Raw genomic sequence first — 23,645 nt, forward strand, 5'->3', positions numbered from 1 at the left:
ATTATATGAGTTCAAAACTTAGTATCCAGGATTCTGGTCGGCATCCGTGATGGCGTTGTTTGAGTTGATTTCGAGCGTGGGGAATGGTAGCAGCATGGCGCGCTTAGCCATCTCTGGTGTGCACACGAAGTAGTCCTCTTTATACTTTGTTGATGAAGGGTTAGGACAGTTGGCTGGGTGTGCATTATGGGCTTTCCAGTACTCGAGCATGAACTCTGGACCACGACGGCGCATGTCGAAATATTCAGTCTCCTCACCCAACAGCTCGAAGAAGCGCTCGTACATGATGCGATGGCGGAACTCCTCCTTGGTCATACCGCTCCAGTCGGCAGGCTGTTCGGCTGCAGGCTCTGCACTGTTGCGTGCACGGGCCAGCACCTCGTTCACATACTGATAGGCCTTGTCGGGCCCACTCACTTCGTTGGTGGCTTCGGCCAGCATCAGCAGCACGTCAGCATAGCGCAGATAGATAAAATTCTGTGGGGCGTACTGGGCTACATAGCGAGTGTCGAGGAACTTCTTGAGATATGGCCACATGCGACTGCTACCCTTTTCGCTGGTGTAGGCTGGGTAAATCTGCACGGTATCCACACCACCATTCTTGGTGTAGTAGTTGTAGATGATACCCTGCTCGATACGTGGGTCGCCAGGATACTGCTCGCGCCAGGTGTCGAAGATATATTTCGAGGGGCGATAGCGACCATAGGGGTTACTCTGAGAGTTGGGGGTGTAGTCGCTCACGTCGGGTGCAATACCCTGTGTCCATGTGCTACCATTGATATCCGAGAACTGTATTTCGATAATCGACTCGGCGGTGTTGCGGTTCTGGGCATTGTAGAGCACCTGCAGAGGTATCAGCTGATAGTGACCATACACCTTCATACACTCGTCGATACACTTCTGCCAGTAGGGGGAACCCTCTTCACCGTTGGCCAGCGTCAGATATACCTTACCCAACAAAGCGTGAGCAGCATAGAGGCTGGGACGCCCCTCGGTGGGGTTCTCCTCAGGAAGCAACTGAGCTGCCTCTTCCAAGTCGGCAATCACCTGGTTGTAGGTCTCCTCTACTGTAGAACGTGGCATGTCGAGATTCTTGCTGTTGATGGGCTCTAAGCGTAGGGGCAGACCTCCAAAGGCACGCACCAGATTGAAGTAGATCATACCTCTGAGGAAATGAGCTTCGCCCTTGGCGCGTGTCTTCAGTTGCTCTGATGCACCACTGGCATCAATCTTACTTAACAGATCATTGCAGTCTGCTATCACCGTGTAGCACGTCTTGAAGTGGCGCCCTACATACTTGTTGTCAGGTTCTGTGCGCTGGGCTTTCGAGTCGTTGTACGACGAACTGGTGTTGTTCATCGTGCCACCGGCAGTGCAGAAGATGGTGTGATAGTCCGACTGGAACACGTTGTAGCTGGTGAGTCCGTGGTAGCATCCTGTCAGGGCGGCTTCTACGCCCTTGTCGTCAGCATAGATAACGTTAGCAGATGGAAAAGAGTCGGTATCTTCTTCCAATAGGGAATTGCAGGATGTTAAAGCTACGGCGCTTAGCAATCCCCATGCATATATGATAGTCTTTTTCATTTTTCTTTCGTATTATTATATTGTTGAATGATGAAGTTAGAAAGTAACATTCAGCGTACAGCTGTATGAGCGGGTGATAGGGGCGCTTCCGTAGTCGATGCCGATACGCTTGGGGTCGTTAGAGAAACTGTTGATGTCGGGGTTGTAACCTGAGTAGTTAGTGATGGTGAACAGGTTACGTCCTGTCAGCGTTACTTGCAGCGCCTTGATCAGATTTGAGCGCTTTAATGGTACATCGTAGGTAAGACTCAGACTTCCCATGCGCAGGAAACTACCATCTTCTATCAGGCGATCGGTGAGCTCGCTCAGAGGTACGCCGATGCGTGGGTAGGTGGTGCTGGGCTTTTCTGGGCGCCAGGCATTGTGGTAGGCCTCAGTCAGGATGTTGTAATCGTAATAGGTATTGGTGTTGTCGAGTTTATTGGCATTCACCACTTCATTGCCTATCGAACCATGGAACTGAGCATTCAGTGTAAAAGCCTTGTAGCTGATAGAGGTGTTGAAACCGAAGGTGAAGTCGGGGTTCGGGTCGCCCAGAATCACACGGTCTTCGGTGTTGATAATGCCATCTTCATTGGTATCGATATAGGCAATGTCTCCAGCTTTGAGCGCATTTCCGTTATACACCAGTCCGTTGGCTGCCTCGTCGCTCTGCAGGATACCATTGGTTTTGTATCCCCAGAATAGTCCGATGGGTTTGCCCTTGATGAAGATGTTGACAGGAAAGGCGGCTGATGCGTAGTACGACAGGTTGGTGCCGTAGTATGCCTCGTAGTATTCGGTACCATATTTGGTAAGTGGTAGTCCGAGGTTGGTGATGCGGTTTTTGTTATGTGAGATGTTGGCGCCGATGGTCCAGGTAAAGTCCTTGGTGCTGACGGGCACAGCGTTGAGAGCCACCTCGATACCATTGTTCTGGATAGAGCCACAGTTCACGTAGATAGAACTATAGCCTGTAGAAACTGCGGTGTTCATCGACTGCAGAATGTCGTTGGTCTCTTTGTGATAGACATCAACGCTCAGGGTGAGTCGGTTCTTCAGAATGCCGAAGTCGATACCTGCATTATATTGTGTGGTGGCCTCCCATTTCAGGTCGGGATTGGCAATCTTGCTGGGGTGAAGTCCTACTGTGTTCTGACCACCGCCTGTGGCATACTCCACGTTGCCATAGGTGTTCTGTGTGGCATAGGCCGAGATACTCTGGTTACCGGTCATACCCCAACCAAGGCGCAGTTTCAGGTTGCTCAGCCACTTGCTGTCCTTCAGGAAATTCTCCTGATTGACGCGCCAGGCTAGTGCTACTGATGGGAAGAAACTGTAGCGATTGCCTTTCTGGAACTTACTTGAACCATCCACACGTCCTGTGAGAGTCACCAGGTAACGGTCCATATAATTATAGTTCACGCGCAGGAGCGATGAGGCTGTGGTTTCGTTGGTCAGCGAGTGGCTGTTGGTATAGGTCTTATTGGCATAAGCGATACCATCAATGCCCAGCGACATGATTGAAAAGTCTTCGCCCAGCATGCCATAGCGATTGGCATCGCGGCGCTCGTAGGTGACACCTGCTGTACCCGACAAATGGTGTACATTGTTCAGTGTATAGTCGTAGTAGAACAGCGCTTCAAGAGCCTTCTTTATACTGCGAAGCTCGCTGTAGCCCAACTGGCCGTTCACCTTCATACCGGTATATACACCAGTGCTATACCAGCGTGAGCGGGTCTTGTCGCGGGTATCGTACGAACCCATCAGATGGAAGGTCAGACCTTTGATAATCTTATAGTCGAAGGCAATCGAAGCCATGGTGCGGTTCTCCTCTGAGTGGTCCTTGTAATCGGTCAGCCAGTTGGTAGGAGTCAACTGTAGGTCGTTGTCATTGTCGTTATTATCCTCGGGGTCGAGCTCGGCAAAAGGTTTTGCCAGGATAGCATGACGGGTGAGACTGGTACGCTGGTTTCCCTGTCCATCGGTTCCGGCTGTCATGTCGTTCACACGGCGTGTCATACTGAATGTACCCTTGAGCGACATGTTCTGATTGAGTTTGTACTTGTAGTTGACACGCAGGTCGGCCTGGCTCAGTCCCGTGTTGCGGATGATACCTTTGTTGTCAAGATAGCCACCAGCCACGTAGTAGTTGGCCTTGTCGTTACCACCGTTTACTGACAGACGGTATGATTGGGTGGTAGAGGTGTGGAAGAGCTCCTTTTGCCAGTCGCGATTCACGGGGTGAAAATCTGCACTGTAGTAGCCTTCCTCGTCTTTTTCATTGCGATAGGCAATGTACTCCTCAGCATTGAGCACGCTGATGTGCTTGCTAGCCTGGTCGAACGAGAGTCCTGCCGAGAGGTTGATCTTGGCTTTTCCACTTTTTCCCTCTTTGGTCGTAATGAGTACGACACCATTAGATGCACGTGAACCATAGATGGCTGTGGCCGAGGCATCTTTCAGAATTTCTATGCTTTGTATATCTTGTGGGTTGATTCCTGTTAGTCCGCTTTGGGTGGTCTGTACTGGGTCGCTACCCGTGCCACCGCCGCTATTGGGGTTGCCTACATCTTCTGTGGCATCGTTCATGATGATTCCGTCAATCACATATAGTGGTTCTTTGTTTCCGTTCAGGGTTGAGGTTCCGCGGATGCGTACGTTGATGACACCACCCAACTGCGAGTCGCCACCATTCACATACACACCAGGGGCGTTACCCTGCAACAGGTGGTCGATGCCACTGTTGAATACGGCCTTGTCGCGATCTACAGCTACTGATGATACCGAACCTGTCAGGTCGCTCTTCTTCATCTGGCCATAGCCCACTACCACCACTTCGTCCAGACTGTGGGCATCTTCTTTCAGTTGGATGTCGATGTGATTCTTGCTGCTCACCTTCACGTTCTGTGTCAGGTAACCGATGTAGCTCACCTGTAGGGTGCCACTTTTGCTGGCGTACAGCTCATAGTGTCCGTTCACGTCAGTCACTGTGGCGTTCTTGGTGCCCTTTTCGGTCACGCTGGCACCAATCACAGCTTCGCCATTCTCGTCGGTAATAATACCTGAGATGCGCTGCTTCTCACCGGGCTTGTCAGACTTTTCCTTTTTTTTGGCCACAATCACAATCTGGTTGCCCTTCACCTCAAAGGTGTAGTCGGTGTCCTTTAGCAGTTCTTCCATCACTTGTGGCACAGTTTTGTTTTTCTGGTTGAGCACCACTTGCTTGTTGATGTTCAGCTTCGATGCATTGTAGGCAATCTTGTAATTGCTCACCTGCTCGATTTTCTCGAAAGCTTTCTTCAGGGAGACGCGTTCATTGTTGAACGATACGTTCTGCGCCTGAATCTGAATGCTGCCGGCTATCATCATGATGGCAGCCATTCGGAGAATACGGTTTCTTCTTTTTTCCATTTTAGGTTTTAAAAATTAGAACGATTAAATAATTAATAGTTGAACGTACACTTAAGACATCCAAAATCGTTCTTACACCCAATTGTATTTGGTTAAAAAGTTTTAAAAGTGAATTATCTGATGAAGATATCGTTGCCATCTATCTCATAGTTCAGCTGTGGAATCAGCATTTTTATCACACCCATGATACTTTCGATTGTCTCGTCGGCATTGAAGTGTGCGCGGATGGTCTGGTTGTTGAAACGACTGTTCTGAACGTGTATCTTTACATTGTAAGCCCGCTCTATCTGTTGCAGGGCATAGATAAGCTTGGTCTCCTCAAAGTACATAGCTGGCACGCGCCATACCGAGTAGTCGCTGGCCTTCACGTGGCGCATCTCTACCTGACCAGTCTTGGTGTCTATCACCAATTGGTCGTCGGGTTCCAGCACATAGGGCTTCTTTTGATTATCCACATTGATTTGCAGCTTACCTGTTTCGAGGGTGGCTGTCACCTGTGGATTGTCGGGATAGGAGAATACGTTGAATGTGGTACCCAGCACCTTCAGCTTCATCTTGTTCACATCCACAGTGAATGGCCTCGAGGCGTCTTTCTTCACCTTGAAGAAGGCTTCGCCAGTGAGGCACACATTGCGCTCAGCAGAAACAAATCGTGAGGGATAGATGAGCGAGCTGCCACCATTGAGCCATACCTCCGAACTGTCGGGCAGCAGAATCTTGCTGCGCTCGCCATAGGCAGTAAACTTGTGCATGAACACCACTTCGCTATACAGCTTGGCTTTCTTGTTGGCTTGGGCATAAAACCATATCGCACTTGTCACCATCACCACTGGCAGGGCCCACATGGCAGCCAGCTTGAGCCATTGTCGCTGGGCAGCAGGCTTGTCGTTAGCCTGGCCCTCACACGTGTCCCAGAGGTCGCGCAAGGCATCGTCCACATCGCTGCCGCCGTTTAGTAGGCGCTCGTGCACCCTTTGTGTTGTCTCTGCCGATGTGTTGTGATCGAAGAAATATCTGACGATATGCTTGATATACCTACTCATATTCTTATTTTATACCTTGTTAATTATTAAGACTACTTAAATAGCTCTTGCCCCCAACCGAAGAGAACAAAAATAAGAATTTTTAGCATTTCGCGAATCTCGCCTAAGGCCAGGTTCAGATGGTTCTCCACTGTTTTTTTCTGTATGCCCAGTTGTTGGGCTATCTCGTCGTTGCTCAGTCCCTCTTCGCGACTCAGTCGGTAAACGGTCTGTCGCTGTTGTGGCATCTGCTCCACCACCATGTCTATCAGCAGTTTCAGGTCGCTGGCCTCTATCTGCTCTTGTGGGGTGGCGCCAGTAGCTCTGGTCTCTCGCAGGCAGTCCAGGTCAATTTCGGGCTGTCTGTTTTTTGCTATAAAGTTGAGCACCGTGTTTTTGGTGATACCGAAGATGTAAGCATCCAGATTCTCCACTTCTGATAGCTTGGCGTGATTGGTCCATAGCTTGATAAATACCAGTTGCGTGATATCGTCGGCATCGGTCTCGTTTTTGATGAGACCTAAGGCAAAAGCACGCACTTTGGGCTGGAACACACCAAAAACCCGCTGGAAAACCTCTTGATTCCCCTCGGCTAGTGTTTTTATCATGTCCTTATTTATAGCTATTGGTGGCATGCTGTGATAATATTTTAGTTATTGAGCGCAAAAGTACAACTTATTGTCGAGACTACCAAATTTTTATTTGTTTTTCTTGGTTTTTTGCTCACTTAATCGTACCTTTGCAGCACAATTTTAATTATGGGAAAAGGAAAGTTGGCTAAATTTGCGGACATGGAGACGTATGAGAACGTGTTCCAGTATCCGTTTTCGGTGATTGAGAATGTGCCTTTCGATATGAAGGGGCACTGGCATGAACAGTACTTCCACAACAACAACCCTATCGTACTCGAACTGGGCTGTGGTAAGGGTGAATATACTGTGGAACTGGCAAAGCTCTATCCCGACGTGAACTTTGTGGGTGTGGATATCAAGGGTGCCCGCATGTGGACTGGAGCTACGCAGGCCCAGAATGAGGGACTGAAGAACGTAGCCTTCCTGCGTACGAATATTGAAATAATCGAACGTTTCTTTGCAGAAGACGAGGTGCAGGAGATATGGCTCACTTTCAGTGATCCGCAGATGAAGAACCCGCGCAAGCGACTGACATCTACCTATTTTATGAACCGCTATCGCAAATTCTTGGTGGATGGCGGAACGATACATCTGAAGACCGACTCGAACTTCCTCTTTACCTATAGCACTTATATGGTGGAGAAGAACGCACTGCCCGTGGTGTTCCGTACGGAAGACCTCTATCACGATGAGCGTATCGACGAGGCAACAAAGAAAATCCTGGCCATTCAGACTTACTACGAAGGTATGTGGATAGCGCGTGGATTGAACATCAAGTATATGAAGTGGAATCTGCCACGTACTGGTGAGCTGGTAGAGCCCGAGGTGGAAATAGAACTCGACGACTATCGCTCGTACCACCGCTCTAAGCGTAGCAGTCTCGATAAAGCAAAATAGAGAATTATGGAGAAAGTATTATATCCCAAGATGGTGATGGATGCCTTGGCTACGGTGACGTATGCCGGCACCAAGAAGAATCTGGTGGAGAGCGAGATGGTGGCCGATACACCTGCTGTGGCTGCTCCACAGAAAGATGGCGACAACTGGAAAGTGAAGGTGGTGCTGTTGTTCCCACGCGACACCGACCCCTTCTTGAAATCGACAGTCAAGGCAGCCGAGGCTGCTATCAAATACCACTGCGGCAAAGAGGTTGAGGTGGAGATAGAAACAGAGTTTAAAAGTGCACCGCGTCCTGAAGTAGGACAGATGCTGCCTGGCGTGAAGAATATCATTGCCGTAAGTTCGGGCAAAGGTGGTGTAGGTAAGAGTACCGTTTCTGCCAATTTGGCTATCGCACTGGCTCGTCTGGGTTACAAAGTGGGACTGCTGGATACTGATATCTTCGGTCCGTCGATGCCAAAGATGTTTGATGTGGAGGACGAGCGTCCCTACGCAGTAAAGAAGGATGGTCGCGACCTCATCGTGCCCATCGAGAAATATGGCGTAAAACTCTTGTCGATAGGCTTCTTCGTGTCGCCCGATACAGCTACTCTGTGGCGTGGCGGTATGGCTACTAGTGCGCTGAAGCAGCTCATTGCCGATGCCGACTGGGGCGAGCTTGACTATTTCATCCTCGACACCCCTCCTGGCACCAGTGATATCCACCTGACACTGTTGCAGACGCTGGCCATCACAGGTGCTGTCATCGTTTCAACCCCACAACAGGTGGCGCTGGCTGATGCACGCAAGGGTATCGACATGTATCGCAACGACAAGGTGAACGTGCCCATTCTCGGTCTGATAGAGAACATGGCGTGGTTTACGCCTGCTGAACTGCCAGAAAATAAGTATTATATCTTTGGTAAGGAGGGATGCAAGCAGTTGGCTGAGGAGATGCAGGTGCCCCTGCTGGCACAGATACCACTGGTGCAGAGTATCTGCGACAATGGCGATAAAGGTACACCCGCTGCACTCTCAAGTGAGACAGCTACAGGGTTGGCATTCATCAATCTGGCACAATCGGTTGTTACCGTTGTAAATAGGAGAAATAAAGAAAAACCTGCGACGAAGATCGTGGGAATGAACAAATAAGAAAAAAATAAAGCCCGCTCACATTTGAACGGGCTTTTATTTTTATTCAATGACAACGGTGGTCCAACCGTGCTTGTCTTCGATCTCACCGTACTGAATACCACGGAGGGTATCGAAGAGACGCTTAGACTGTGGACCAGGCTTTTCGCCAAAGTCGTAGCGCTTGCCTGTATCCAGGTCGTCGATATATGAGATAGGACTGATGACAGCAGCTGTTCCGCAAGCACCTGCCTCCTCAAAGGTTTCGAGTTCCTCTTCAGGGATAGGACGGCGCTCTACCTTCATACCCAGATCCTCAGCCACCTGCATCAAGCTCTTGTTGGTGATAGAGGGCAGGATAGAAGTTGACTCAGGAGTGATATAGGTGTTGTTCTTAATACCAAAGAAGTTGGCAGCACCGCACTCGTCGATGTACTTCTTCTCTTTGGCATCGAGATAGAACTCGCAAGCATAACCCTTCTCGTGAGCCAGATTGTTGGCATAGAGAGAAGCGGCGTAGTTTCCACCTACCTTATATTTACCTGTGCCCAGAGGAGCTGAACGGTCGTAGTCGCGAACGATTACATATGGGTTAGACTGGAAGCCACCCTTGAAGTATGGACCTACGGGTGTAACGAAGATGAGGAAGCAATACTCCTTTGAAGGATGAACACCCACCTGGGCGCTAGTACCGATAAGCAGTGGACGGATGTAGAGTGTAGCGCCACTCTCATAGGTTGGAATCCACTCCTGATTGAGGCGAACCACCTTCTTAACCATCTCGGTGAACAGTTCGGTTGAAACCTCTGGCATCAGAATACCACGGCAAGTGCTCTGCAGACGCTTGGCATTCTCATCAACACGGAACACACGCACCTTGCCATCGGGGCAACGGTAGGCCTTCAGTCCCTCGAATGCCTCCTGACCATAGTGCAGGCAGGTAGCAGCCATGTGCAGATTCAAATACTCGTCGGAGCAAACCTCTATCTCGCCCCATTTTCCGTCGCGATAATAGCAACGTACGTTGTAGTCGGTCTTCATGTAGCCGAATGACAGACTACCCCAATCCAAATTCTTCATATTACTTTCTTTATATGTTTGATATTTCAATTTCTTATGCAAAAGTATATAATTAATATCAGATTAAAGAACTTTTGGTCTAAAATCTTTTATTCTGTAAGTATTTTCTTGATTTCAGCATCTGTTCTGGTAAGTTTATCCTTGCAGAGCTTGATGAGTTGCTGTGCACGTTCCAACTGTTCGGCCATCTGATCGATGTCGAGTTCGTTGTTCTCCATCTTACTAGCGATGGCTTGCAGTTCGGCTATGGCAGCCTCATATTTCATTTCTTCTTTCATGCTATAATCGATTTGATGATTCCTTTTTCCAGTCGTGTCTCTATCTCGTCGCCAGGCTGCAGCTGCTGTGGGTCGCGCACGGTCTTGCCATTGTGCAGAGTGATGCTATAGCCGCGGGCCAATAGCAGCGTGGGGTCGAAGCCTTTCAGCTGCTCGCCTATGAGTTGCAGTCGATGGTTTTCGGAAGTGAGTCGGCGTTCTAAAAGCATAGGTATGCGTGTATAGAATGATTCGAGCTTAGCCTCCTGACGTGTGCGTACCAACGAGAATAAGCGAGGAATGGTCTCGGAGAGCGTAGAGAGTTGAGTATTGAGTGTTGAGAGTTTTTGCTGGGTGCTATAGGTGATGCGGTTCTGGGCATCATTGAGAGCATCGAGCACGCTTTTCAGATGGTCGATGAGTAGGCTGGCTGCAGCAGTGGGGGTTTTTACACGGGTATGTGATACCATGTCGAGCACACTCTCATCACGGTCGTGACCAATGCCAGTAATAATAGGTATGGGGAAATTAGCCACATTTTCGGCCAAAGCTAAAGTGTCGAAGCCGCTCAAGTCGGCTGTACCACCTCCACCACGGATGATGACTACACAGTCGAAATATTGACCATTATAAATGTGCTCAAGTGCATTTATGATGCTCTCTTCTACACCTTCGCCCTGCATGATGGCAGGAAATAGCTGTGTTTCGAATTTGAAACCGTAGGGGTTATCAGCAAGTTGGTTGCAGAAGTCGCCATAGCCTGCAGCCGTCTCACTGGAGATGACGGCGATGCGCTGACAGAACATAGGGAACTTCAGCTCTTTCTGCAGGTCGAATACGCCTTCGGCTTTCAGCGTGTTGATAATCTCCTGACGCTTGCGAGCCATATCGCCCAAGGTGTAGGTGGGGTCGATGTCGCTCACAATCCATGAAAAACCATAAGCCTCATGAAACTGCGGATAAACCTGTAGCAGCACCTTCATGCCAGCGTGTAAATTCTGACCGGTAGTGCGCTCAAAATAGGGACGGATGGTAAGCCATTTGTTGGCCCAGCATTTGGCAGAGGCCTTGGCTATTGGCGTGGCCGACTGCTCATCTTTCTGAATGAGTTCCATGTAGCAATGTCCACGACTCTCGCGGCATTCAGACAGTTCGGCTTCTACCCAATATTCCATAGGAAGCGAATCCTCAATAGCTTCGCGCACCAATCGGTTGAGTTCCAATAAAGAATAATGCTTCGCCATCCTAATTTTCAATATCCATTATCGATTGTCACTTATCGTTTGTCAGTCTCCCAATCATATAGGCACGCCAGAAGTTGGGTACACCAAAGCCATATACGTTGTCTGGCTTATCGTAAGCGTCGCTTTGCTCGCGTATCAGTTGAATGATTTCAAGAGCATTCTTTCCAGGCAGGGCCTGCCAGAGACAAGCCACCAAGCCTGCAACGATGGGCGTTGAGAACGAGGTGCCCATGTCGCGTATGACGGCACCACGACCTGATATGAGACATGCGGGACTGCCTAAAGCCATCAAGTCGGGCTTGACACGCTGATCCTGAGTTGGGCCTACACCACTGAACGGGGCGTTGACACGCTGCTGGTTAAGGGCTCCTACCGTCAGCGAATTGTCAGCATCGGCAGGGAAGGTAATCTTCTTCCAAGGCCCCATGCCGCTGTTGCCGGCAGAGTTAACCAGTACCATACCTTTCTGTGCGAGCATCGAGGCTGTGCGCGAGATGAGAGCCGTGTGGCCATCAAGGTCGCGCTGGCGGTAATAGCCAGGACGATTGTCGTATTCGTTGTAGCCTAAGCTTGATGTTACGATGTCGGCGCCTAATGAGTCGGCAAACTCTGCAGCCATGGCCCAATAGTCCTCCTCCACAGGTTGCTCGGTTTCTTGGTCTTCGCAGCGCAACAACCAGTAGTGCGCATCTGGTGCTGTGCCTATCAGTACTTCGGGTTCGTTGGCTGCCATGGTAGAGAGTACCTTGGTGCCATGGTCGGTTTCTTGATAGAAACTAGGGCTGTTGGGATATACAAAGTCCTTGATGCCAGAAATGTTGGCATGCTGGAAGGTGGGGATACAGTTGCAGTTCTGGAATCCGCCGTCTAGCACCGCGATAGTGATGCCCTTGCCACGGAAACCAATGTTATGCAGGCGATGGCCGTTGAGCATTTCTATCTGCTCGCGACCATGACCATAGGGCACGCCTTTTAAGCTGTCCCATGAATTAAAGTTGTAGTTGGCTTTGATTTTTATCATCCGCTCAATGCTGTCGGGGGCTTCCCATACCATCTCGCTACGTTTTACATAGGCCTGTTCGCCTAACCGACGCAAAAAAGTGGTATCGGCAGAACGTACCAATACCGTATTGTTCCATCGGCTGGTGCCGATAATCATCGATTCGGTTTGCGAGCGCTTTGTGGAGCGGTTGGCATCGGCTATCATATGTTCGATGGCTTTCAAATAACCACTACTGACGGGGAGGTCGGTAGAATCCAGAGGCAGTCCTTGCTTGTGGCGGCGCTCGATGCTTTTGTGTGAGAGCCAACGCTGAGGACGGTCGAGGGTATAGCTCGATTCGCGCTTGTCTTCCAGAGTATAGCGCCAAATGTAGCATTTGCCCCCAGGATATTTTTTCTTGGGAAGAGAGGCTGCACTGGCGTTCAGAGCGCAGAAAAGTGCGGCTATGAATAGGTTTATCAGACGTATATTGGTCATTTGTTTTTATTTTGCGAGTGCAAAGATACAAAGATTATTTTAAAAATGCATCTTATCTCGGAAAATATTCGTACCTTTGCAGCGTTTTTAATAATATGTACGCGAATGAGTGATAACAAACAAGCCGCTTTGGCACTTGGCACGAAACCTGTAGGGCAATTGCTGTGGCAGTATGCCTTGCCTGCTATCGTAGCTATGTCGGCTTCTAGTCTCTATAATATCATCGACCGTGCGATGATTGGACAACTGGTAGGCCCAGAGGCGATTGCGGGTTTGGGCATCACATTCCCATTTATGAATTTGAGTGCAGCTTTCGGTGCAGCTGTGGGTGTAGGCTCATCGGCTAGTATCAGTGTGAAGCTGGGTCAGCGCGACTATCCAACGGCACAAAACCTGCTGGGTAACACCATCACGCTGAATCTGATTATTGGCTTCGCTTTCATGCTCATCTGTCTGCTGTTTCTCGACCCCATCCTGATTTTCTTTGGTGCCAGTGATGTGACACTGCCATATGCCCGCGAGTTTATGACCATTATCCTGCTGGGTAATATGGTGACCCACATGTACTTCGGGCTGAACGCTGTGCTGCGTGCAGCAGGTAAACCCAAGCACGCCATGTACTCTGTGCTGTTTACCGTGGCTATGAATATTATATTGGTAGTTACCTTTGTGTGGTGGTTCCGCTGGGGAATTCGTGGTGCTGCTTTGGCCACAGTTACGTCGCAAACTATCGCTATGTGCTGGCAGCTCTATCTGTTTTCTAACAAAAATGAGATACTGCACTTCAAGCATGGCATCTATAAACTCAAGAAACGACTGGTAAGCAATATCATTGCCATCGGTATATCACCATTCCTGATGAACGTCACTAGCTGTATCATTGTGATTGTGATGAACAATCAGTTTGTGCGCTATGGCGGCGATATGGCAGTGGGAGCCTACTCGATAGCTAACTCAGTGGTGATGATGTTCTTTATGTTTGTGATGGGCGTGTGCCAAGGTATGCAACCCATCGTGGGCTATAATTATGGCGCTGAGAAATATGATCGTATGCTGCGCTGCCTGTTTATGGCCATCGCCTGTGCTACAGCCATCTTGCTGGTAGGTTGGGGACTGTCGATGCTATTCCCGCGAGAGATAGCGCGCATCTTTACTACCGATGCTACATTGATTGACTTGGCGGCACGAGGCATCCGACTGGACATGCTGGTGTTCTTTGTCGTTGGCTCGCAGGCTACTATCACCCACTTCTTTCAAAGTATCGGAAAGGTTAAGGTGTCAATATTCCTCTCGCTGTCGCGCCAGCTCATATTGCTGTTGCCGATGGCGTATGTGTTCCCCTTGTTTTGGGAGCTGGACGGAGTGTGGTATTCGATGCCGGCCAGCGACTTTCTGTCGTTTTCCATGACCATACCCATGCTGATGTGGTATATGAAGAAATTTAAAGCCGCTAAAAACGAATAACTAAAAGAGCAATGAAACATATTATTATTAACGTAGGTAGACAGGTTGGTGCTGGCGGACAGGAAATTGGAAAAATGCTGGCCGACGACTTCGGAGCGAAGTATTACGATCGCGAGTTGCTGAATCTGGCTGCCAAAGAGAGTGGATTCTCAGAAAAATTCTTCAAGCAGAACGACGAGCGGAAAGGCTTTTTTCGTAGTTTGTTTAATGTGCAGGCGCCACACTTGGTTGGAGGGGGCATGTATGGCTCTAACTTCTCGCAAGAGAGTTTGTTCAAATTTCAGAGCGATGCCATCCGCAAGGCAGCTGAAGAAAGCAGTTGTGTGTTCTTAGGTCGTTGTGCCGACTACATCCTGAGAGATTTCCAGAATGTGGTGAACGTGTTTATCACCGCCTCGATGGATTTCCGTGTTGACGTAATATCGAAAATAAAGCAGTTGGATGCCGAACATGCCCGTAAACTGATTGAGCATGTAGAGGCCCGTCGCGCGCAATACTATAATTATTATACCGGTAAGAAGTGGGGCGCTGCGGAGAGCTACGACCTGTGTATCGATGCCAGCCTATTGGGTCTTGAAGAAACAGAGAAACTGATAGCGGATTTTATCCGTAAGCGATTTGGATTATGAAAAGGATAGGCATACTGAGCGATACGCACAGCTATTGGGACGATAAGTACCTGCACTACTTTGAACCCTGCGATGAGATTTGGCATGCAGGCGACATTGGTAGTGTTGAGGTTGCTGAGAAGTTGGCTGCCTTCCGTCCGTTTCGTGCTGTATGCGGTAACTGCGATGGGGGAGACCTCAGACTCATGTATCGTGAGCTGAACCGATTTAAATGCGAGGATGTAGATGTGCTTATCAAGCATATAGGAGGCTATCCTGGCAACTATGATCCCAGCATCCGCTCTACACTCTATGCCAACCCGCCACAGCTCTTTGTGGCTGGTCACTCGCACATTCTGAAAGTGAAGTACGATAAGACGCTGAATCTTCTACACATCAACCCAGGTGCTGCTGGCATTCAGGGATGGCATAAGGAGCGCACACTTATCCGACTCACTATCGATGGTAAAGAATTCAAAGATTTAGAAGTTATTACATTAGGAGATTAAAATATGAAACGTACAATCGTTATTACTGGTGGCGCTGGCTTTATTGGAAGCCATGTGGTCCGCCTGTTTGTAAACAAGTATCCCGAGTATCACATCATCAACCTCGACAAGCTAACCTATGCAGGTAACTTGGCTAACTTGAAGGATATAGAGAACAAACCCAATTATGAGTTTATTAAGATGGATATTTGTGATTTCGATGCTTTCTACCAGCTGATGCAGGACAAGAAAGTTGATGGTATCATCCATCTGGCTGCCGAGAGTCATGTTGACCGCTCTATCAAAGATCCATTCACATTCGCTAAAACCAATGTAATGGGTACGCTGTCGCTGCTCCAAGCTGCTAAGCTGTATTGGGAGAGTCTGCCAGAGAAGTATGAGGGCAAGCGTTTTTATCATATCTCTACAGATGAAGTTTATGGTGCACTCGAGCTTACCCATCCTGAGGGTATCGAACCTCCTTTCACAACTACAGCATCAAGCTCAGAGCATCATCTGGCTTACGGTGATAAGTTCTTCCTCGAGACTACCAAATATAATCCTCATTCACCATACTCAGCATCTAAGGCATCGAGCGATCACTTCGTTCGTGCTTTCCACGATACCTATGGTATGCCAGTAGTTGTAACCAACTGCTCAAACAACTATGGTCCTTATCAGTTCCCTGAGAAGCTGATACCTCTGTTCATCAACAATATCCGCCATCGTAAGCCACTACCTGTTTATGGTAAGGGCGAAAACGTGCGCGACTGGTTGTATGTAGAGGACCATGCTCGTGCTATCGATGTGATTTTCCACGAGGGAAAGATTGCCGATACTTATAATATCGGTGGCTTTAACGAGTGGAAGAACATCGACATCATCAAGGTGGTGATTAAGACCGTTGATCGCTTGCTGGGCCGTAAGGAAGGCGAGGATATGGATTTGATTACATTTGTAACCGATCGTGCCGGTCACGATTTGCGTTATGCTATCGACTCTACCAAGTTGCAGAAAGAGCTTGGTTGGGAACCATCTCTGCAGTTCGAAGAGGGTATCGAGAAAACCGTTCGCTGGTATCTCGACAATCAGGAGTGGCTGGACAATGTAACCAGCGGCGATTATCAGAAGTATTACGACAATATGTATGCCAACAGATAACTTAACAAAAGAACTCCACTCGTATCTGGTGCGTATTGGTATCAATCCCACCGGCGTTACTCCCCAAATGGAGCACTATCTTGAGCATTTGCTCTACCTGCTGCCACCTGAGGAAGAGGAGGCCGTGACGCATTACTACGGACTTTTTGGCTGCCAGCGCAAATCGCTGCAGGAGATAGCCAAGGACTTGAAGATGAGTCAGGAAGATGCGATGGCTCATATCGACCAATGTGTGCGTAAGTTGGCGGTAACACCCGAGTGGCAAATGTTGAAACAAACAATAGAAAAATGAAAAAGATATTGCTTTTAGGCTCAGGCGAACTTGGTAAAGAGTTCGTGATTGCGGCCATGCGTGCAGGACAGTATGTGATAGCATGCGATCGTTATGACAATGCGCCAGCCATGCAGGTGGCTGATGAGCGCGAGGTATTCTCAATGCTCGATGGCGATGCACTCGAGGCTGTGGTCAACAAACACAAACCCGACATCATTGTGCCAGAAATCGAGGCCATCCGAACAGAGAGATTGTTTAAGTTCGAGGAGCAGGGCATACAGGTGGTTCCATCTGCTCGTGCCGTTAACTTCACGATGAATCGTCGCGCTATTCGCGATCTGGCTTCCAAGGAACTGGGGTTGCGTACAGCTAAGTATTTCTATGCCAAGACTTTTGATGAGTTTAAAAAAGCTGCCGACGAGATAGGCTTCCCATGTGTGGTTAAGCCTCTGATGTCATCATCAGGTCATGGTCAGAGCTATGTGCACAACGACGATGAGTTGGAACAGGCTTTCAAAGAGGCTATGGAAGGCAGTCGTGGTGATGTGAAGGAGGTAATCATTGAAGAGTTTATCGACTTTGATTCAGAGTTTACCTTGCTCACCGTTACCCAGAAGAACGGTTGGCCTACACTATTCTGTCCTCCAATCGGACACGTACAGAAGGCGGGCGACTATCGTGAGTCATGGCAGCCATATAAGATTAGCGATGAGGCTTTGAAACAGGCTCAGATTATGGCTGATAAGGTTACAAAGGCACTCACAGGTGCTGGTATCTGGGGCGTAGAGTTCTTCCTGACTAAGCAGGGTGAAGTAATCTTCAGTGAGCTGAGCCCACGTCCACACGATACGGGTATGGTAACACTTGGACATACCACCAACCTCTCGGAATTCGAGCTCCACTTCCGTGCAGTGATGGGCCTGCCCATCCCAGCTATTCATCTTGAGCATGCAGGCGCATCGGCTGTTATCCTCTCACCAAAGGAGGCTTCTACACCAATCGATCGCACCCTGCTCGACTATAATCTCGAGGAGGCTCTGAAGGAAGATCGCACCCGCATCCGTATCTTTGGAAAACCTGAAGCCCACAAGGGCCGTCGTATGGGTGTTGTGCTTTGCTATGGTGAGGTCGGCGACGATGTAAACGCTCTGCGTGACAAGGCAAAGCGACTCGCTAAGACCGTGCTGGGAACCGATCCCTACACTAAGTTTGAACACTAAACAAGTGTAACTATAGAATGAACCGCTTAGAGGTTAAAATCATAGATTTGCCCAGGATCACTGATCCGCGTGGCAATCTGACGTTTGCTGAAGCGCAGGCTATGATTCCCTTCGATATCAAGCGCGCCTATTGGGTATATGATGTACCTGGTGGTGAGAGCAGGGGAGGGCATGCGCATAAAAAGCTCCGTCAGTTTGTGATTGCTCTAAGCGGTTCGTTTCATGTAACGTTGGATAATGGTTACGAACGCAAGACTGTGTTACTGAATCATCCTTGGCAAGGCTTGCTGATTGATACTAATATCTGGCGAACGCTCGATGATTTCTCTTCGGGTGGTGTGTGTCTGGTTCTGGCCTCGGAACATTACGACGAGTCTGATTATATTTATGATTATCAAGAGTTTCTGAAATATATCGGATGTTCGAAATAAAACGATACACACCCGACTTGGCCACCGAATGGAACCAGTTCGTGGCTACATCGAAGAACGGCACTTTCCTCTTCGATCGTAACTATATGGACTATCATTCGGATCGCTTTAACGATTATTCATTGCTATTTTATATAGGTAATCGTTTGCTGGCAGTCTTGCCTGCACATGCATCGGACGATACCTTTTATTCGCATAGGGGATTGACTTATGGCGGCTTGGTGATGAGTCCCAGTCTGACGATTGTTCAGACTATGAACTTGTTTCGTGAACTAAACGAGCAACTTCGCAAGAATGGCTTCCGTCATGTTGTTTACAAGTGTATTCCATGGGTTTATCATCGTCTTTCATCTGATGAGGATATCTATGCACTGTTTCATGAATGTCATGCACGTATTATAGCGAGGGATTTTGCTACGAACATCTTTTTATCTGGTGAGATGCGGTGGGAACGTGTTCGGCGTCGGGGAGTCGCTCGTGCTCAAAAGGCTGGCGTATTAGTAGAATGCTCTGATAACTATGCTGCATTTTGGGACATTCTTTCTACGAATCTTCATACTAAGTATGGCGTGATGCCTGTACATACACTTGAGGAAATTACGCTATTACATAGTCGCTTTCCCCAGAATATCAAACTGTATCAAGCCGTAAAGGATGGTGGGGTGTTGGGAGGTGTAGTGCTATATGTCTCTCAGCAAGTGGTGCATGCTCAGTATAGTTCTGCTACTCCAGAGGGGAAAAAACTGGGCGTTATCGATTTGCTTTACGACCGTATCTTTAGTGATTATCAAGGCTATCCTTATTTCGACTTTGGTCGTTCAACAGAACATCCTGATGGTAGTGGACTGAATGAGAAATTAGTATTCCAGAAGGAAGGTTTTGGTGGGCGTGGACTGTGTTATGATATTTATGAGTACGACTTATGACACAAAAAGAGGTCAACACGATGATTGACCTCTTGAATATTTTTAATGCTTATACCTTTATTCTGGCAGTAGTAATACGGTGGCGCTTCGGGCCGCTTGGGCACCCATCACCAGTACTTGTGCAATATCTGCCGTTTTCGACGGTCCGCTGATAAACGTACCATATCCATCGTATTCGTTATCAAACTCAATGCGCTTGTAAGCCTCGTGCATGTTGTTTACAATCTGACTCTTAGGTAGCAGGATGATCAGATTCTCGGAGATGAAGCAAACGGCTTTCTCCTTCATGGTTTGTGGAATCCAGATGCACGCGTTTTCTGCTACACCAAATTTACCTCGGATAATGCCAACATCTGTCCCGTTCAAATCAGATGCCCTGTCAACAGTGTCAGGATTACGGGTGGCGATGGTAATCTCAGGCAGATTGGAGGCTATCTCTTTTGCATCAGGGAATAATTCCCTGATAAGCAGATTAATATCACGGCCAGAATCAACCACTAACACTTGCCCGCCCACCATCTCAGTCATCTTCATAAACTGTACCAGCGGGTCTGGGTAGGTAGTAGCCATTATATCGCTCAAATCGGGCATATCGTAACCAGTTTTACCGCTTCGCTCGTCGAAGAATCTTTCTCTGACGTTTGCCCTGTATTTCTTCAGAATATCGTTTTTGTTACTCATAACTCGACACTTTTTCTTTCCTCACTTTATTTTTCCTTTCTTCCATAGAGAGTGGAATGTTTCCTTTGGAAATTTCATCATATTATGACCATCGGCCCATGGGTTCAGGCCACAGTTAATAAGCGGCGATGGAATGAGGTTAGCCCAATGAGCCACTGATGTGCCAAGATTGTAAATACGCTCATGATTATATACGATACTCATGCCTTTACACATCATCTTTTTCTGTGGGTTGGCAGTGCCAAACTCATCCAACTGCTGGCGCCACATATAAATCTGGTCGCCTAAATTGATTTTGGCAGGACAGAGCGTTTGGCATGAGTTGCATAGCGTGCAGGCGCTGACATTTCCAGAATGCTTTTGTGGATCGCGAAGCATTCCGAGATTAATGCCAATGGGGCCTGGGATAAAGTAACTGTATGAGTATCCGCCACTTCGGCGATATACAGGACAGGTGTTCATACACGATCCGCATCGAATACACTTCAGAGCCTCCCAATGATCCGGGTTGCCAATCCATTCACTACGTCCGTTGTCTACCAGCACAATGTGCATGGGATGAGCTGTAGGTCGCGCCTTGCGGAAATGCGAGGTGAATGTGGTGGTGGGCTGGCCTGTTCCAGCTCTGCAAAGCAGGCGTTGGAACACTGCTAAGCAGTCGTAATTCGGAAGTATCTTTTCCAATCCGATAGCTGCAATGTGAAGTTTCGGGCATGAAGTTGACATGTCGGCATTTCCTTCGTTGGTGCATACCACAATATCTCCAGTTTCAGCTATGCCAAAGTTGGCGCCAGTCATACCAGCATCAGCAGTGAGAAACTCGTTGCGAAGGCTCAGACGGGCTACGTAAGTAAGATAGGTGGGATCATGGTTGCCTTTTTCGCTGCCAAGTTTTTCCTCGAAAATCTCACCTACATCGTTGTGATTAAGGTGGATAGCTGGCATTACAATGTGGCTCGGTGCCTGTCCTTTCAATTGGATGATGCGCTCGCCCAAGTCGGTCTCTACCACCTCGATACCGTGCTGTTCGAGGTATGGGTTCATTTCGCATTCCTCTGTCAGCATCGACTTCGACTTAACGAGTTTCTTAACGTTATGCTTTTTTAGAATATCATACACGATCTCATTGAATTCTTGGGCATCCCTGGCCCAATGAACAATGCAACCGTTTCCTTCGGCTTTTGTCGCAAACTGATCAAGATACTCGTCTAAATGGGTGATAGTATGGCGTTTGATAGCGCTGGCCTTATCGCGCAACTGCTCCCATTCTTTGAGTCCATATGCCATATTGTCACGTTTGGTACGTACCGCCCAGAAAGTGGCATCATGCCACTTGGCGTATGTCTGGTTCTTCAAGAACTCTTTTGCTGCGTTACTATGGGTCGTACTCATAATTTTCCATTTTCAATTATCAATTGTCATATTTCCGTTCGGCTTTGCAGCTTGGCATCGCCAAGAATTATTAAAGTCCTGCGGCCAATATCTCCACCACATGCATGAATTCTACATCTAGGCCATGCTTCTTGGCCACGCCAGCCATATGCATCAGACATGAACAGTCGGGTCCAGTCACGAATCGCGCACCCGTTTTCTGATGACGCTGTACTTTATCAATGCCCATCTGTTCGCTAATGGATGTTTCTTCAATCGAGAACATACCACCAAAACCACAACATTCGTCTGCTCTTTCAGGTTCAAAAATCTGTATCCCCTCTACAAGATTTAGTAAATCTTTGATTTTGTTATACTTAGGAATATTCTTCTCGCTAGGTGAACTTAAACCTAACTCCCTCACACCATGACAAGAGTTGTGCAAACTCACTTTATGAGGAAAAGTTCCAAGAGGGTGGTTAACCTTGACGATATCGTGCAGAAACTCCACAACGTCAATTGCTTTTTGGGCTGTTTGGCATTCCGTTTTCCCCTTTAGTAAACGAGGATAGTTTAATCTTATAAAAGCAGTGCAACTAACTGAGGGCGATACCACATAATCAAACCCTTTGAATATATCTTCGAATTTCTCAGCTAAGGGGATAGCCTGGTTTTCAAAACCTGCATTGGCCATCGGTTGTCCGCAACAGGTCTGATTCTGTGGATAGTCCACATCTAGTCCCAAGTGTTTTAATAGTTTGTATGTGGCTACTCCTACTTCTGGATAAACCACATCAACATAGCAGGGAATAAATAAGCCGATCTTCATGTTTGTTAGTGTAATATGATAGTTTTCATTTGTTCATGGGTACAAATATAGTGAAAAAATTCCAAAAATATTAATAAATCGGTGTTTTGTGTTACTTATTTATGTTTTATTAAAAGTAAATGCTTATCTTTGTGGCACTATTTTTGCACTTTAATTATAGAATCTTGAATAAAAATATGAGTATGAATTATAACGAATTTAATTTTGATGGACTGACACGTGAGCGAGAGCTCTCTATGTCAGCAGCCTTTCCTGCTTTGATGCGGAAAGTTTATGTGTGGATGACACTGGCTCTTGTGCTTACAGGTGTTACTGCGTATGGTGTAGCTACAAGTCCTGGCGTTCTCGCCACCTTGTACACTAATAGTGTACTCCTTTGGGGACTGGTAATTGCAGAATTCGCTATCGTGTTTGGTGTAAGCGCTGCTATTAACCGATTGTCGCTCACGACGGCAACATTGCTTTTTGTGTTGTATTCGGTTATTAATGGCGCATTGTTCTCGTCAATTTTCATTGTATATACAATGTCGAGTATTGCTAGTGTCTTCTTTGTAACCGCAGGTACATTTTCTGTTATGGCACTCATCGGTTATACCACTAAGACTGATTTGACGTCGATGGGAAAGATCCTATTCATGGCTTTGATTGGTATTATCATCGCTACCATTGTGAATATCTTCCTGAAGAGTTCTGGCCTCGAAATGATTGTGAGCTATTTAGGCGTTTTGATATTTGTTGGTCTCACTGCATATGATTCTCAGAAGATTAAAAATATGCTTTTGATGGCACCTGATGCAGGAGAGGCTGCTCAGAAGGTTGCACTTTTGGGTGCGCTGACCCTTTATTTGGACTTTATAAACCTCTTTATTTATCTTTTGCGCATTTTTGGACGCAGAGAATAGCTCCTTCGCGTACATTATATATAATAAGAGTATAAAAACGTAATTATGTAAACATTCCCGAAAACTTTCATGTTTTTGGGAATTTTTTTTGGAAAATGTTTGGAGGGAAAGAAAAAATGTCGTACCTTTGCACCCGCTTTCGAACAAACGATAGCAACAAAAGAAAGAGTTCTTTGAAAGATTTACATAGACAGAAGTAGTACAAGAAGCGAGAGCAGAAATGCTCTTGGGTAAAAGAGAAACAAACCGTTTCAATTTCTTGAAGGATAGTTGTTCTGAGACAGATTACTTCTAGTAAATCTAGTTTTGCTAGCTCTGCTAGTTCTTCTAGAAATACTAGTAAAAGATACAATTTATACAATGAAGAGTTTGATCCTGGCTCAGGATGAACGCTAGCTACAGGCTTAACACATGCAAGTCGAGGGGCAGCATGATCGAAGCTTGCTTTGATTGATGGCGACCGGCGCACGGGTGAGTAACGCGTATCCAACCTTCCCTGTACTAGAGGATAGCCCGGCGAAAGTCGGATTAATACTCTATGTTATTCGATGCGGACATCTAATTTGAATCAAAGGTTTACCGGTATAG

General features: G+C 47.6%; 22 protein-coding genes and 1 rRNA gene. 12 read left to right on the forward strand and 11 right to left on the reverse strand.

Annotated elements, in window-relative coordinates:
* Nucleotides 1–18: 18 nt before the first annotated feature.
* The 4 genes from T360_RS0110550 to T360_RS0110565 form a co-directional block, all read right to left on the reverse strand.
* Nucleotides 19–1,584 (reverse strand): RagB/SusD family nutrient uptake outer membrane protein, encoded by a 1,566-nt coding sequence (locus T360_RS0110550; protein WP_081772777.1) that lies wholly within the window; start codon nucleotides 1,582–1,584, stop codon nucleotides 19–21.
* A gap of 36 nt (nucleotides 1,585–1,620) precedes the next feature.
* Complete coding sequence (locus T360_RS15175) at nucleotides 1,621–4,977, reverse strand: TonB-dependent receptor (RefSeq protein ID WP_081772778.1); 3,357 nt, start codon at nucleotides 4,975–4,977, stop codon at nucleotides 1,621–1,623.
* 113 nt (nucleotides 4,978–5,090) lie between these two features.
* Entirely contained in the window at nucleotides 5,091–6,020 is a 930-nt protein-coding gene (locus T360_RS0110560; RefSeq protein WP_028912763.1) for a FecR family protein, read from the reverse strand.
* A gap of 32 nt (nucleotides 6,021–6,052) precedes the next feature.
* Entirely contained in the window at nucleotides 6,053–6,607 is a 555-nt protein-coding gene (locus tag T360_RS0110565) for an RNA polymerase sigma-70 factor (RefSeq protein WP_231488147.1), read from the reverse strand.
* Between the two features lie 150 nt (nucleotides 6,608–6,757).
* Between T360_RS0110565 and trmB the strand changes: the two genes are divergently transcribed.
* Nucleotides 6,758–7,528, forward strand: coding sequence for a tRNA (guanosine(46)-N7)-methyltransferase TrmB (gene trmB / locus T360_RS0110570; protein WP_028912765.1), 771 nt, complete (start codon nucleotides 6,758–6,760; stop codon nucleotides 7,526–7,528).
* A gap of 6 nt (nucleotides 7,529–7,534) precedes the next feature.
* On the forward strand, nucleotides 7,535–8,662 hold the full coding sequence (locus T360_RS0110575) for an Mrp/NBP35 family ATP-binding protein (RefSeq protein WP_028912766.1): 1,128 nt from the start codon (nucleotides 7,535–7,537) through the stop codon (nucleotides 8,660–8,662).
* A 42-nt stretch (nucleotides 8,663–8,704) separates the two neighbouring features.
* Here T360_RS0110575 and T360_RS0110580 read toward each other — a convergent pair whose 3' ends face one another.
* From T360_RS0110580 to T360_RS0110595, 4 genes are read right to left on the reverse strand one after another with little or no spacing between them, the layout of a single operon-like run.
* Complete coding sequence (locus T360_RS0110580; RefSeq protein WP_255326924.1) at nucleotides 8,705–9,751, reverse strand: branched-chain amino acid aminotransferase; 1,047 nt, start codon at nucleotides 9,749–9,751, stop codon at nucleotides 8,705–8,707.
* A 59-nt stretch (nucleotides 9,752–9,810) separates the two neighbouring features.
* Nucleotides 9,811–9,999: an exodeoxyribonuclease VII small subunit gene (gene xseB / locus T360_RS0110585; protein ID WP_028912768.1), complete on the reverse strand. Its 189-nt coding sequence runs from the start codon at nucleotides 9,997–9,999 to the stop codon at nucleotides 9,811–9,813.
* Nucleotides 9,996–11,222, reverse strand: a complete 1,227-nt coding sequence (gene xseA, locus T360_RS0110590) for an exodeoxyribonuclease VII large subunit (protein WP_028912769.1) — start codon at nucleotides 11,220–11,222, stop codon at nucleotides 9,996–9,998. The genes xseB and xseA overlap by 4 nt, the downstream gene beginning before the upstream one ends.
* Nucleotides 11,223–11,250: 28 nt before the next feature.
* Nucleotides 11,251–12,702, reverse strand: coding sequence for a S8 family serine peptidase (locus tag T360_RS0110595; protein WP_028912770.1), 1,452 nt, complete (start codon nucleotides 12,700–12,702; stop codon nucleotides 11,251–11,253).
* Nucleotides 12,703–12,807: 105 nt separating this feature from the next.
* On the opposite strand from T360_RS0110595, the gene T360_RS0110600 reads away from it, so the two are divergent.
* The 8 genes from T360_RS0110600 (at nucleotide 12,808) to T360_RS16750 (ending at nucleotide 19,274) form a co-directional block, all read left to right on the forward strand.
* On the forward strand, nucleotides 12,808–14,166 hold the full coding sequence (locus T360_RS0110600; RefSeq protein ID WP_028912771.1) for an MATE family efflux transporter: 1,359 nt from the start codon (nucleotides 12,808–12,810) through the stop codon (nucleotides 14,164–14,166).
* Between the two features lie 11 nt (nucleotides 14,167–14,177).
* On the forward strand, nucleotides 14,178–14,795 hold the full coding sequence (locus T360_RS0110605) for an AAA family ATPase (RefSeq protein WP_028912772.1): 618 nt from the start codon (nucleotides 14,178–14,180) through the stop codon (nucleotides 14,793–14,795).
* Nucleotides 14,792–15,283, forward strand: a complete 492-nt coding sequence (locus T360_RS0110610; protein ID WP_028912773.1) for a metallophosphoesterase — start codon at nucleotides 14,792–14,794, stop codon at nucleotides 15,281–15,283. The genes T360_RS0110605 and T360_RS0110610 overlap by 4 nt, the downstream gene beginning before the upstream one ends.
* Before the next feature lie 3 nt (nucleotides 15,284–15,286).
* Nucleotides 15,287–16,423 carry a dTDP-glucose 4,6-dehydratase gene (locus T360_RS0110615; protein ID WP_028912774.1) on the forward strand — a complete coding sequence of 379 codons (1,137 nt, stop codon included), beginning with the start codon at nucleotides 15,287–15,289 and terminating at the stop codon, nucleotides 16,421–16,423.
* Entirely contained in the window at nucleotides 16,410–16,715 is a 306-nt protein-coding gene (locus tag T360_RS0110620; protein WP_036929479.1) for a hypothetical protein, read from the forward strand. The genes T360_RS0110615 and T360_RS0110620 overlap by 14 nt, the downstream gene beginning before the upstream one ends.
* On the forward strand, nucleotides 16,712–17,917 hold the full coding sequence (gene purT / locus T360_RS0110625; protein ID WP_028912776.1) for a formate-dependent phosphoribosylglycinamide formyltransferase: 1,206 nt from the start codon (nucleotides 16,712–16,714) through the stop codon (nucleotides 17,915–17,917). Before T360_RS0110620 ends, purT begins: the two co-directional genes overlap by 4 nt.
* A gap of 17 nt (nucleotides 17,918–17,934) precedes the next feature.
* Nucleotides 17,935–18,348 carry an FdtA/QdtA family cupin domain-containing protein gene (locus T360_RS0110630; RefSeq protein WP_028912777.1) on the forward strand — a complete coding sequence of 138 codons (414 nt, stop codon included), beginning with the start codon at nucleotides 17,935–17,937 and terminating at the stop codon, nucleotides 18,346–18,348.
* Nucleotides 18,349–18,788: 440 nt separating this feature from the next.
* Nucleotides 18,789–19,274, forward strand: a complete 486-nt coding sequence (locus T360_RS16750; protein ID WP_369793511.1) for a GNAT family N-acetyltransferase — start codon at nucleotides 18,789–18,791, stop codon at nucleotides 19,272–19,274.
* Nucleotides 19,275–19,331: 57 nt separating this feature from the next.
* Here T360_RS16750 and T360_RS0110640 read toward each other — a convergent pair whose 3' ends face one another.
* From T360_RS0110640 to T360_RS0110650, 3 genes are all read right to left on the reverse strand, one after another.
* On the reverse strand, nucleotides 19,332–19,955 hold the full coding sequence (locus T360_RS0110640) for an LUD domain-containing protein (RefSeq protein WP_028912779.1): 624 nt from the start codon (nucleotides 19,953–19,955) through the stop codon (nucleotides 19,332–19,334).
* 21 nt (nucleotides 19,956–19,976) lie between these two features.
* Nucleotides 19,977–21,347, reverse strand: coding sequence for a lactate utilization protein B (locus tag T360_RS0110645; protein ID WP_028912780.1), 1,371 nt, complete (start codon nucleotides 21,345–21,347; stop codon nucleotides 19,977–19,979).
* A 70-nt stretch (nucleotides 21,348–21,417) separates the two neighbouring features.
* The gene (locus tag T360_RS0110650; protein ID WP_028912781.1) at nucleotides 21,418–22,155 is read right to left on the reverse strand and encodes a (Fe-S)-binding protein; all 738 of its coding nucleotides are present in this window, start codon (nucleotides 22,153–22,155) and stop codon (nucleotides 21,418–21,420) included.
* A gap of 182 nt (nucleotides 22,156–22,337) precedes the next feature.
* On the opposite strand from T360_RS0110650, the gene T360_RS0110655 reads away from it, so the two are divergent.
* Together T360_RS0110655 and T360_RS0110660 are read left to right on the forward strand one after the other, a co-directional pair.
* Nucleotides 22,338–23,057 (forward strand): Bax inhibitor-1/YccA family protein, encoded by a 720-nt coding sequence (locus T360_RS0110655; protein WP_028912782.1) that lies wholly within the window; start codon nucleotides 22,338–22,340, stop codon nucleotides 23,055–23,057.
* Nucleotides 23,058–23,414: 357 nt separating this feature from the next.
* Nucleotides 23,415–23,645 (forward strand): 16S ribosomal RNA (locus T360_RS0110660); the annotation flags it as partial.

It is taken from the genome of Prevotella sp. MA2016 (genome assembly GCF_000619825.1).
Taxonomy (GTDB): Bacteria; Bacteroidota; Bacteroidia; order Bacteroidales; family Bacteroidaceae; genus Prevotella.

Bases quoted from the DNA above. Each gene is read 5' to 3' on its own strand.
- T360_RS0110550 (WP_081772777.1), bottom strand. From the start codon at position 1,584: ATGAAAAAGACTATCATATATGCATGGGGATTGCTAAGCGCCGTAGCT.
- T360_RS15175 (WP_081772778.1), bottom strand. From the start codon at position 4,977: ATGGAAAAAAGAAGAAACCGTATTCTCCGAATGGCTGCCATCATGATG.
- T360_RS0110560 (WP_028912763.1), bottom strand. From the start codon at position 6,020: ATGAGTAGGTATATCAAGCATATCGTCAGATATTTCTTCGATCACAAC.
- T360_RS0110565 (WP_231488147.1), bottom strand. From the start codon at position 6,607: ATGATAAAAACACTAGCCGAGGGGAATCAAGAGGTTTTCCAGCGGGTT.
- trmB (WP_028912765.1), top strand. From the start codon at position 6,758: ATGGGAAAAGGAAAGTTGGCTAAATTTGCGGACATGGAGACGTATGAG.
- T360_RS0110575 (WP_028912766.1), top strand. From the start codon at position 7,535: ATGGAGAAAGTATTATATCCCAAGATGGTGATGGATGCCTTGGCTACG.
- xseB (WP_028912768.1), bottom strand. From the start codon at position 9,999: ATGAAAGAAGAAATGAAATATGAGGCTGCCATAGCCGAACTGCAAGCC.
- xseA (WP_028912769.1), bottom strand. From the start codon at position 11,222: ATGGCGAAGCATTATTCTTTATTGGAACTCAACCGATTGGTGCGCGAA.
- T360_RS0110595 (WP_028912770.1), bottom strand. From the start codon at position 12,702: ATGACCAATATACGTCTGATAAACCTATTCATAGCCGCACTTTTCTGC.
- T360_RS0110600 (WP_028912771.1), top strand. From the start codon at position 12,808: ATGAGTGATAACAAACAAGCCGCTTTGGCACTTGGCACGAAACCTGTA.
- T360_RS0110605 (WP_028912772.1), top strand. From the start codon at position 14,178: ATGAAACATATTATTATTAACGTAGGTAGACAGGTTGGTGCTGGCGGA.
- T360_RS0110610 (WP_028912773.1), top strand. From the start codon at position 14,792: ATGAAAAGGATAGGCATACTGAGCGATACGCACAGCTATTGGGACGAT.
- T360_RS0110615 (WP_028912774.1), top strand. From the start codon at position 15,287: ATGAAACGTACAATCGTTATTACTGGTGGCGCTGGCTTTATTGGAAGC.
- T360_RS0110620 (WP_036929479.1), top strand. From the start codon at position 16,410: ATGCCAACAGATAACTTAACAAAAGAACTCCACTCGTATCTGGTGCGT.
- purT (WP_028912776.1), top strand. From the start codon at position 16,712: ATGAAAAAGATATTGCTTTTAGGCTCAGGCGAACTTGGTAAAGAGTTC.
- T360_RS0110630 (WP_028912777.1), top strand. From the start codon at position 17,935: ATGAACCGCTTAGAGGTTAAAATCATAGATTTGCCCAGGATCACTGAT.
- T360_RS16750 (WP_369793511.1), top strand. From the start codon at position 18,789: ATGCGGTGGGAACGTGTTCGGCGTCGGGGAGTCGCTCGTGCTCAAAAG.
- T360_RS0110640 (WP_028912779.1), bottom strand. From the start codon at position 19,955: ATGAGTAACAAAAACGATATTCTGAAGAAATACAGGGCAAACGTCAGA.
- T360_RS0110645 (WP_028912780.1), bottom strand. From the start codon at position 21,347: ATGAGTACGACCCATAGTAACGCAGCAAAAGAGTTCTTGAAGAACCAG.
- T360_RS0110650 (WP_028912781.1), bottom strand. From the start codon at position 22,155: ATGAAGATCGGCTTATTTATTCCCTGCTATGTTGATGTGGTTTATCCA.
- T360_RS0110655 (WP_028912782.1), top strand. From the start codon at position 22,338: ATGAATTATAACGAATTTAATTTTGATGGACTGACACGTGAGCGAGAG.